The sequence below is a fragment of the Aeromonas sp. R3-1 genome (assembly GCF_040908345.1).
In the GTDB taxonomy this organism is placed as follows: Bacteria; Pseudomonadota; Gammaproteobacteria; order Enterobacterales; family Aeromonadaceae; genus Aeromonas; species Aeromonas veronii.
In genome coordinates this window covers 1-8,890 of sequence record NZ_JBFODN010000194.1, presented here as the reverse complement: position 1 = coordinate 8,890, position 8,890 = coordinate 1, and the positions used below count along the sequence as shown (strand labels likewise).

General features: G+C 59.7%; 10 protein-coding genes and 1 tRNA gene. All 11 read left to right on the top strand.

Annotated elements, in window-relative coordinates:
* Positions 1 to 17: 17 nt before the first annotated feature.
* The 11 genes from AB5Y85_RS12130 to AB5Y85_RS12080 all read left to right on the top strand — a co-directional run bounded on the left by AB5Y85_RS12130 (position 18) and on the right by AB5Y85_RS12080 (position 8,885).
* Positions 18 to 93, top strand: a tRNA-Thr gene (locus tag AB5Y85_RS12130).
* A 252-nt stretch (positions 94 to 345) separates the two neighbouring features.
* Complete coding sequence (gene codB / locus AB5Y85_RS12125; protein WP_101530643.1) at positions 346 to 1,590, top strand: cytosine permease; 1,245 nt, start codon at positions 346 to 348, stop codon at positions 1,588 to 1,590.
* The gene (locus AB5Y85_RS12120; protein ID WP_101530642.1) at positions 1,584 to 2,849 is read left to right on the top strand and encodes a cytosine deaminase; all 1,266 of its coding nucleotides are present in this window, start codon (positions 1,584 to 1,586) and stop codon (positions 2,847 to 2,849) included. The genes codB and AB5Y85_RS12120 overlap by 7 nt, the downstream gene beginning before the upstream one ends.
* A gap of 95 nt (positions 2,850 to 2,944) precedes the next feature.
* A complete protein-coding gene (gene crcB / locus AB5Y85_RS12115) occupies positions 2,945 to 3,322 on the top strand; it encodes a fluoride efflux transporter CrcB (RefSeq protein WP_005339378.1) in 378 nt (125 codons plus the stop codon).
* A gap of 65 nt (positions 3,323 to 3,387) precedes the next feature.
* Complete coding sequence (ubiE, locus tag AB5Y85_RS12110; RefSeq protein ID WP_005342396.1) at positions 3,388 to 4,140, top strand: bifunctional demethylmenaquinone methyltransferase/2-methoxy-6-polyprenyl-1,4-benzoquinol methylase UbiE; 753 nt, start codon at positions 3,388 to 3,390, stop codon at positions 4,138 to 4,140.
* 8 nt (positions 4,141 to 4,148) lie between these two features.
* Positions 4,149 to 4,757, top strand: coding sequence for an SCP2 domain-containing protein (locus AB5Y85_RS12105; RefSeq protein WP_101530641.1), 609 nt, complete (start codon positions 4,149 to 4,151; stop codon positions 4,755 to 4,757).
* Positions 4,757 to 6,397, top strand: coding sequence for a ubiquinone biosynthesis regulatory protein kinase UbiB (gene ubiB, locus AB5Y85_RS12100; protein ID WP_005339383.1), 1,641 nt, complete (start codon positions 4,757 to 4,759; stop codon positions 6,395 to 6,397). The genes AB5Y85_RS12105 and ubiB overlap by 1 nt, the downstream gene beginning before the upstream one ends.
* 42 nt (positions 6,398 to 6,439) lie before the next feature.
* Complete coding sequence (gene tatA / locus AB5Y85_RS12095; protein ID WP_005339385.1) at positions 6,440 to 6,691, top strand: Sec-independent protein translocase subunit TatA; 252 nt, start codon at positions 6,440 to 6,442, stop codon at positions 6,689 to 6,691.
* A gap of 3 nt (positions 6,692 to 6,694) precedes the next feature.
* On the top strand, positions 6,695 to 7,159 hold the full coding sequence (tatB, locus tag AB5Y85_RS12090) for a Sec-independent protein translocase protein TatB (protein ID WP_005342398.1): 465 nt from the start codon (positions 6,695 to 6,697) through the stop codon (positions 7,157 to 7,159).
* A complete protein-coding gene (gene tatC, locus AB5Y85_RS12085; protein ID WP_005342401.1) occupies positions 7,156 to 7,911 on the top strand; it encodes a twin-arginine translocase subunit TatC in 756 nt (251 codons plus the stop codon). The genes tatB and tatC overlap by 4 nt, the downstream gene beginning before the upstream one ends.
* Before the next feature lie 188 nt (positions 7,912 to 8,099).
* Complete coding sequence (locus AB5Y85_RS12080) at positions 8,100 to 8,885, top strand: TatD family hydrolase (protein WP_101530640.1); 786 nt, start codon at positions 8,100 to 8,102, stop codon at positions 8,883 to 8,885.
* The last annotated feature ends 5 nt before the right edge of the window (positions 8,886 to 8,890 follow it).

The following is an 8,890-nucleotide window of genomic DNA, read 5'->3' as shown; positions in this document are numbered from 1 at the left end:
TCTTTACCGGTTAGTGTGCTGATATGGCTCAGTCGGTAGAGCGCATCCTTGGTAAGGATGAGGTCCCCAGTTCGATTCTGGGTATCAGCACCATTAAATAGAAAGCCTCCCTGAAAAGGGAGGCTTTTTTGCATCTGTCATTTTTGTGATATCCCCTTACATTCCCTATTCCCGCAACCCCCTCTGCTTGCAGTCGACACTGTTTATCTGCTGGTTTGAGTCCTAATGTGTTACTCATTTGACTGCTATTGATGGTTTTATCCAGAGATTTAACCATGATCGATTGACGTAAAACGTTTTACATGTAAAATCCGGCGCGTTTTGCCTATTACGTGGAGAGAGAGCATGGCGCAGGATAACGAATACTGTTTGGGGGCGGTACCCGCCAAAGGGCGCAAAGGTGTGCTTTCGCTGATGCTGGTGATGCTCGGCCTGACCTTCTTCTCTGCCAGCATGTGGACCGGTGGTGCGCTTGGTACCGGGCTGGTATTCGATGACTTCATCAAGGCGGTACTTATCGGCAACTTGTTGCTGGGTATCTACACCGCTTGTCTCGGTTATATCGGTGCCTCAACCGGCCTCTCTACCCATCTGCTGGCTCGTTATTCCTTTGGGGTGAAAGGTTCCTGGCTGCCATCCCTGCTGCTCGGCGGTACTCAGGTCGGCTGGTTTGGCGTTGGCGTGGCGATGTTTGCCCTGCCGGTGCAGAAGGCGACCGGCATAGATGTGAACTGGCTGATCGCCATTTCGGGCATGTTGATGACGGTGACCGTCTACTTCGGCATCTCCGCCCTGATGGTGCTGAGCTTTGTGGCCGTGCCAGCTATCGCCCTGCTCGGTGGCTACTCGGTCTGGCTGGCGGTGACCTCGACCGGTGGCATGGCTGCACTGCAGCAGGTACAACCAAGCAATCCCATCGAGTTCACCACGGCGTTGACCATGGTGGTCGGTTCCTTTATCAGTGCAGGAACCCTGACCGCCGACTTTGTCCGCTTTGGTCGCAAACCCTGGGGCGCCGTCATGATTACCATGGTGGCATTTTTTTTGGGCAACACGCTAATGTTCGTCTTCGGTGCAGCTGGTGCGGCGGTAACGGGGCAGGCCGATATCTCGGAAGTGATGCTGATGCAGGGGCTGTTGATCCCCGCCATTCTGGTGCTGGGCCTCAATATCTGGACCACCAACGACAACGCGCTCTACGCCTCCGGCCTCGGTTTTGCCAATATTACCGGTCTCAAGAGCAAGCCCCTCAGCGTGATCAACGGCCTAGTCGGTACCGCCTGTGCCCTCTGGCTTTACAACAACTTTGTCGGCTGGCTGGCCTTTTTGAGTACGGCAATTCCGCCGATCGGTGGCATTATCATCATGGATTTCCTGCTCAATCGTGAGCGTTACCGTCAGTTTGCCGATCAGCAGTTCGAGACGGTGCGTTGGCAGGCGCTGGTCGCCACGGCAGTCGGGGTGGCTGTCGGCAAGTGGCTACCGGGCATAGTGCCACTCAACGCGGTATTGGGCGCCGCCTTCACCTATTTCATTCTGGTTCGCCTCACCCAGCGGCCGGTTCTGGTACAGGAAGCTAACAAATGCTGATTCAACATATTCGTTTGGCCGATCGGGAAGGGTTGTGGCAGATCCGTTGTCAGGATGGGGTCATCACCGCCATCGAACCCCATGACGAGCATGCCGTCGCCGGTCGGGTGCTGGACGGGGAGGGCGGTCTGGCGATTGCCCCCTTTATCGAACCCCACATTCACCTCGATACCACCCAGACCGCGGGCGAGCCGAGCTGGAACCTCTCCGGCACCCTGTTCGAGGGGATCGAGCGCTGGGCCGAGCGCAAGGCGCTGCTGACCCATGAGGATGTGAAACAGCGCACCATCCAGACGCTGAAGTGGCAGATCGCCAACGGCATCCAGTTTGTCCGTACTCACGTTGATGTCTCCGATCCCAATCTGGTGGCGCTCAAGGCGATGCTGGAAGTGCGGGAAGAGATGAAGGAGTGGGTGGAGCTGCAGATCGTCGCCTTCCCGCAGGAGGGGATCCTCTCCTACCCCAACGGCAAGGCACTGCTGGAGGAGGCGCTCAAGCTGGGGGCCGATGTGATCGGTGCTATTCCCCATTTCGAGTTTACCCGGGAATATGGGGTCGAAAGTCTGCATTACATCTTCGATCTTGCGGAGAAGTATCAGGTTCTGGTCGATGTGCACTGCGACGAGATCGATGACGAGCAGTCCCGCTTTATCGAGACGCTGGCAACCCTGGCCTACGAGCGGGGTATGGGCCATCGGGTGACGGCCAGTCACACCACCGCCATGCACTCCTACAACGGCGCTTATGCTTCCCGCCTGTTCCGGTTGCTCAAGATGGCAGACATCAACTTCGTGGCCAATCCGCTAGTGAACATTCACCTGCAGGGGCGGTTCGATACCTATCCCAAACGCCGCGGCATTACCCGGGTGAAGGAGATGCTGGAGGCGAACATCAACGTCTGCTTCGGTCACGACGACGTGTTCGATCCCTGGTATCCCATGGGCACTGCCAACATGTTGCAGGTGCTGCACATGGGGCTGCATGTCTGCCAGATCATGGGTTACGAGCAGATCAACGACGGTCTGAAGCTGATCAGCAGCCACAGCGCCCGCACCCTGAATGTGCAGGATCGCTATGGTATCGAGGTGGGCAAACCGGCCAACCTGTTGATCCTGCCTGCCGACAACGGCTTCGATGCGGTGCGCCGTCAGGTGCCGGTGCGTTACTCGATCCGCCACGGCAAGGTGATTGCCCAGACCCGCCCGGCCCAGACCGAGATCGTGCTGAGTGGGCCCGAGCCCATCGATTTTCGCCGCTGAGATTTCAATCAGGCTGGATGACGATTAGTTCCGCCTCTGGGCACAAGGGCCGCCATTGCGACATAATGGCGGCCTGACCCTGAGGGAGTGACACCATGCAAACCTGGTTTTATGTTGCTGCAGGGGGCGCCATCGGCGCCTGCCTTCGTTTTGGGATTGCCGAACTGATGGCCTTGCTGCTGGGGCGCCACTTTCCTTACGGGACTCTGGTGGTCAACGTGGTGGGCTCTTTCATCATGGGGGTGGCATTCGCCCTCATCAGTCATGGTCATGTGGTAGAACACCCGATGAAGCCGCTGTTGATGGTGGGGATCCTCGGTGCCCTGACTACTTTCTCTTCCTTTGCCCTCGATACGGTAGTGTTGGCTCAACATGGAGCCTATCTGAAAGCGCTGCTCAATATCGGTCTCAATCTCTTCCTCTGTCTGGCCATGGTGGTGCTGGGTATGCAGTTGGTTGCGAGCCGGGTTTAAGGTGTCCGGACGCCAGTGGCTCTGGTAAACTGGCGGCCATTCTTTGCTCTATGGGTGTTTAAGGGATGTCAGAACAAGCAACGACAACGCATTTTGGCTTTAAAACCGTGGCCGCGACCGAGAAGGAAACTCTGGTAGCAGGTGTCTTCCATTCGGTGGCAGCCAAGTATGATCTGATGAACGATCTGATGTCGTTCGGCATCCACCGCCTGTGGAAGCGCTTCACCATCGACTGTTCCGGTGTGCGCAAGGGCCAGAAGGTGCTGGATCTGGCCGGTGGTACCGGTGACTTGACCGCCAAGTTCTCCCGCATCGTCGGCGAGACCGGTCAGGTGGTGCTGGCAGATATCAACGACTCCATGCTGAAAGTGGGCCGCGATAAGCTGCGCAATCTGGGGGTCGCCAACAACGTCTCCTACGTGCAGGCCAATGCCGAGGCGCTCCCCTTCCCGGATAACCACTTCGACGTCATCACCATCGGCTTCGGCCTGCGCAACGTCACCGACAAGGACAAGGCGCTCGCCTCCATGTTCCGGGTGCTCAAGCCGGGTGGCCGTCTGCTGGTGCTGGAGTTCTCCAAGCCGGTCAGCGAAGTGATCGCCAAGCTCTATGACCTCTACTCCTTCAAACTGCTGCCGAAAATGGGCGAAATCGTCGCGAACGACAGTGAAAGCTACAAATATCTGGCAGAGTCCATTCGCATGCACCCGGATCAGCAGACCCTGGCCGGCATGATGGAAAATGTCGGTTTCGAGCAGGTGGAGTACTTCAATCTGACTCAGGGTGTGGTCGCCCTGCACCGCGGTTACAAGTTTTAAGGTTGCCTATGCCGATGGATGCCATGGTCACCGCGGTGATCGAAACCAGCCTCAACCACTTGCTGGCGCTGGACAAACAGAGCCCGGAGCGGCTGCGCAAACTGGTGGGCAAGGTGCTCAAGCTGGAGCTGCGTGAACTCAAGCCGCTCTGGTTCGTCTTCTCCGAGCGTCGGCTGGATGTGCTGGCCCAGCATGAAGGGGAGGCCGATGCGGTGCTCAGCCTGTCGCTGACCGCCCTCGGTCTGCTGAAAGACCCGTCCGCTCTGACCCGCTATATCCGCGAGGAGAAGCTGGATCTGAGCGGTGATCCCCAGCTGGTACAGGCATTCAGCGTGCTGCTGGGAGAGCTGGATATCGACTGGGAGGAGGAGCTGTCGCGCTATACCGGCGACGTGCTGGCTCACACCCTGTTCAGCGGTGCCCGTCAGGCGCGTCGTCTGGTCGGCCGCGAGCTGTGCCGCACCCGCAGCCAGCTGGCGGAATATCTGACCGAAGAGGCCCACCTAGCCCCCGGCCCGCTGGAAGTGGCGAGTTTCAACGATGACGTCGAGGTGCTGGCCCAGCAGCTCAAGGCCGTCGAACTGCGGCTGGCCCGCTTCGAACAGCAGGTGACCTGATGACCCCGAAGGAGTTCAAACGCCTCTATCGCATCATCACCATCCTGCTGGAGCAGGGCATCGACGAACTGGTGCCCGCCCGCTATCAACCCTGGCCGGGTCGTCTGGCCCGTCGCTCCCTGTTCTGGCTCAAGAACAAACAACCGGATCTCAGCCGCGGTGCCCGTATCCGCCTCGCCTTCGAGGCTCTCGGCCCCATCTTCATCAAGTTTGGCCAGATGCTCTCGACCCGCCGCGACCTGCTGCCGCCTGATATCGCCGAAGAGCTGGCCCTGCTGCAGGACAGAGTGCCCCCCTTCTGTGGTCAGGCGGCGCGCCAGCAGATCGAGCTGAGCCTGGGTTGTCCCATCGAAACCCTGTTTGACGACTTCGACGAGACGCCGCTGGCGTCGGCCTCCATCGCGCAGGTGCATACCGCCCGCCTGAAGGAGAGTGGCCGCGAGATCGTCATCAAGGTGATCCGTCCCGACATCGAACCTGTCATCGAGGCCGACCTGCGGTTGATGCAGGCGCTGGCCCGTCTGGTGGCCCGCTTTGTGCCCCAGAGCGCGCGACTGCGCCCCATCGAGGTGGTGGAGGAGTATCGCAAGACCATCCTCGACGAGCTGAATCTGATGCGCGAAGCGGCCAACGCCATCCAGCTGCGGCGCAACTTCACCGGCTCCGAGGCGCTCTATGTGCCTGAAATCATCACCGATCTCTGCCGCGAGCAGGTGCTGGTGATGGAGCGCATCTACGGTATTCCGGTCTCCGACATTCCTGCACTGGAAGCCAACGGCACCAATATGAAGCTGCTGGCCGAGCGCGGGGTAGAGGTCTTCTTCACTCAGGTGTTCCGCGACAGCTTCTTCCATGCCGACATGCACCCGGGCAACATCTTCGTCTCTTACGAACACCCGGAGAACCCGCTCTGGATCGGCATCGACTGCGGCATCGTCGGCACCCTCAATCGGGAAGACAAACGCTATCTGGCGGAGAACTTCCTCGCCTTCTTCAACCGAGACTATCGCCGGGTGGCAGAGCTGCACGTGGAGTCGGGTTGGGTACCGGCAGACACCAAGGTGGACGAGTTCGAGTTCGCCATCCGCACCGTGCTGGAGCCCATCTTCGAGAAGCCGCTCTCCGAAATTTCGTTCGGTCACGTGCTGCTCAACCTGTTCAACACCGCACGTCGCTTTCATATGACGGTGCAGCCGCAGCTGGTGCTGCTGCAAAAGACCCTGCTCTATGTGGAAGGGTTGGGGCGTCAGCTCTACCCGCAGCTCGATTTGTGGCAGACCGCCAAGCCGTTCCTCGAGAACTGGATGCACGAACAGGTGGGGCCAAAGTCGGTATTGAACGCCATCAAGGAGAAGGCGCCATTCTGGGCGGAGAAGCTGCCGGAGCTGCCGGAGCTGGTCTATGAGACCCTGCGTCAGACCCGTCATCAGCAGCGTCATTTCGACCAGATGTTTGCCGAGTTCCGCCGTCACAGCCGTCGGCAGGGGCAGGCCCGCTACCTCTTAGGGGTTGGAGCCAGCCTGCTATTGGCGGGTGTATTCTTGCTGACCCAAAAACAACACATTGAGTGGGGACAAGCCAGTCTCGCCGGTGCAGCCCTCTGCTGGCTGGTCGGCTGGTTGCGAACCCGTTCCCATTAATCAACAACCGCGCCGTCAGGCGCCTGTTCTGGAGAGAAAATCATGGGTGGTATCAGTATTTGGCAATTGTTGATCATTGCAGTCATCGTCGTGCTGCTGTTCGGTACCAAGAAACTGCGCGGTATTGGCGGTGATCTGGGCGCGGCGGTCAAAGGGTTCAAGAAAGCCCTCTCCGACGAGCCGGCTGATGCCAAGGCCGAGCAGAAAGATGCCGAGTTTCCCCCGAAACAGCTGAACGAAGCGGCCACTCAGAGCAGTGAGACCGCCAAGCAGAAAGACAAAGACCAGGCCTAAGCCATGTTCGATATCGGTTTTTGGGAGCTGGTCGTTATCGGTGTGGTAGCACTGGTGGTACTGGGGCCCGAGCGGCTGCCGGTTGCCATCCGCACGGCTACCCACTGGATCCGCCTCATTCGTTCGACCGCGAACTCGGTCAAGTCCGAGCTGGAGCAGGAGCTCAAGTTGCAAGAGCTGCATAACGACCTCAAGAAGGCCGAACAGTTGCAGATGAGCAACCTGAGCCCCGAGCTGCAGGAGTCCATCGAACAGCTCAAAGCGGCGGCCCAGTCGGTCAATCGCCCCTATCAGGTGGAGAACGAGATCCGTCCGCCGCGCCCCGAGCCGGTCGCCCAGGCTGAGCCTGCCACGCCGGTTGAGCCTGCGGTGCAGCTGAGCCACGACGTGCCGCCGGTCAACAGCCAGCGGGAGAGTGAGCCGGTGCCGGTCAGCGACTCCGCAGTAAAAGGGGAGGTGAAGCCATGAGTCAGGCCGAACAACCCCTGATCAGCCATCTGGTTGAGCTGAGAACCCGTTTGCTGCGCTCCATTACCGCCATCCTCGTGGTGTTTCTGGCGCTGATCTACTTCTCCAACAACATCTACGACTTCGTGGCCCAGCCGCTGCTCAGCCAGTTGCCGGAAGGGACCAGCATGATCGCGACGGATGTGGCGACCCCCTTCCTGACGCCGATCAAGCTGACGCTGGTGGTCTCCTTCTTCGTGGCGATCCCCTATCTGCTCTATCAGGCCTGGGCCTTTATCGCCCCCGGTCTGTACCAGCATGAACGGCGGCTGATCATGCCGTTGGTGGTCTCCAGCGCCTTGCTGTTCTATGCGGGGATGGCGTTCGCCTACTACGTGGTGTTCCCGCTGGTGTTCGGTTTCTTCACCAGTACCGCCCCTGCCGGGGTGACGGTGGCGACCGACATCGCCAGCTATCTGGACTTCGTACTGACCCTGTTCTTCGCGTTCGGGGTGGCGTTCGAAATTCCGGTGGCGACCATACTGCTCTGCTGGACCGGCGTGACCACACCGCAAAACCTGAAGGAGAAACGTCCCTACGTCGTTGTCGGGGTGTTTGTGGTCGGCATGCTGCTGACGCCGCCTGATGTCTTCTCCCAGACCCTGCTCGCCATCCCGATGTGGGCGCTGTGGGAGATTGGTCTGTTCTTCGCCCGCTTCTACGTGAAGAAAGAGGATGAAGAGCAACAGGAACAACCGGATGTGGAGAGCTGAGGCTCTGTTCGTCACCTGTTTGCCAGACGGTGAGAGGATGACGAAGTCCGCAGGAATAGCAGAACGAGGGGAGCTGAGGCTCCCTTCCTCTTTTCATGCTCCCGTTCGAGGCGTATGGTAAGACCCCATTCGGTAGATGGTTTTCAAATACCTGATATGTATTCCTTTTGTTTGGAACGCCTCATCCCATGATCGATATCGGTTTAAACCTGACCAGCAGCCAGTTCGCCGGTGAACAGCCTGAGCTGGTGGCCCGTGCCCGCGCCGCCGGAGTGGAAGCGCTGATCCTCACCGGTACCGATCTGGCTGGTAGCCGCGAGAGCGCCGAGTTGGCCGCCCGCTGGCCGGGCTACTGCTTCTCCACCGCCGGGGTACACCCTCACGATGCCAAGAGTGTCGATGAGGCGACCCTGCCCGCCTTGCGCGAGCTGGCAGCCTTGCCGCAGGTGGTGGCTATTGGCGAGTGCGGTCTCGACTACAACCGCGACTTCTCCCCCCGCCCGGTGCAGGATGCGGTATTCGACGCCCAGCTGGCACTGGCTGCTGAGCTCCGGATGCCGGTGTTTCTCCACTGCCGCGATGCCCACGCCCGTTTTATCGAGATCCTCCGTCCCTGGTTGCCGAAACTACCGGGAGCCGTGCTGCACTGCTTCACCGGTTCCGACGAGGAGCTGGACGAGTGTCTGGCGCTGGGGCTGCATATCGGGGTGACCGGCTGGCTCTGCGATGAGCGCCGTGGTCAGCTGCTGCGCGAACAGGTAGCGCGTATTCCGGCCGGTCGGCTGATGATCGAGACCGATGCCCCCTATCTGGTGCCGCGAGATCTGAAACCGCGCCCGAAACGCAACGAACCCGCTTTTTTGCCGCACATCGCCCAGGTGGTGGCGGCCTGTCGTGGTGAAGCGCCCGAGGCCTTGCTGGCCCACACCCGGGCCACCTCCGCCGCGTTCTTCCAACTTCCTCTCCAGGAGTGATTCAT

Coding starts and splice junctions, on each gene's coding strand:
- crcB (WP_005339378.1), top strand. CDS start 2,945: ATGCAAACCTGGTTTTATGTTGCTGCAGGGGGCGCCATCGGCGCCTGC.
- codB (WP_101530643.1), top strand. CDS start 346: ATGGCGCAGGATAACGAATACTGTTTGGGGGCGGTACCCGCCAAAGGG.
- AB5Y85_RS12080 (WP_101530640.1), top strand. CDS start 8,100: ATGATCGATATCGGTTTAAACCTGACCAGCAGCCAGTTCGCCGGTGAA.
- AB5Y85_RS12120 (WP_101530642.1), top strand. CDS start 1,584: ATGCTGATTCAACATATTCGTTTGGCCGATCGGGAAGGGTTGTGGCAG.
- tatA (WP_005339385.1), top strand. CDS start 6,440: ATGGGTGGTATCAGTATTTGGCAATTGTTGATCATTGCAGTCATCGTC.
- AB5Y85_RS12105 (WP_101530641.1), top strand. CDS start 4,149: ATGCCGATGGATGCCATGGTCACCGCGGTGATCGAAACCAGCCTCAAC.
- tatC (WP_005342401.1), top strand. CDS start 7,156: ATGAGTCAGGCCGAACAACCCCTGATCAGCCATCTGGTTGAGCTGAGA.
- tatB (WP_005342398.1), top strand. CDS start 6,695: ATGTTCGATATCGGTTTTTGGGAGCTGGTCGTTATCGGTGTGGTAGCA.
- ubiE (WP_005342396.1), top strand. CDS start 3,388: ATGTCAGAACAAGCAACGACAACGCATTTTGGCTTTAAAACCGTGGCC.
- ubiB (WP_005339383.1), top strand. CDS start 4,757: ATGACCCCGAAGGAGTTCAAACGCCTCTATCGCATCATCACCATCCTG.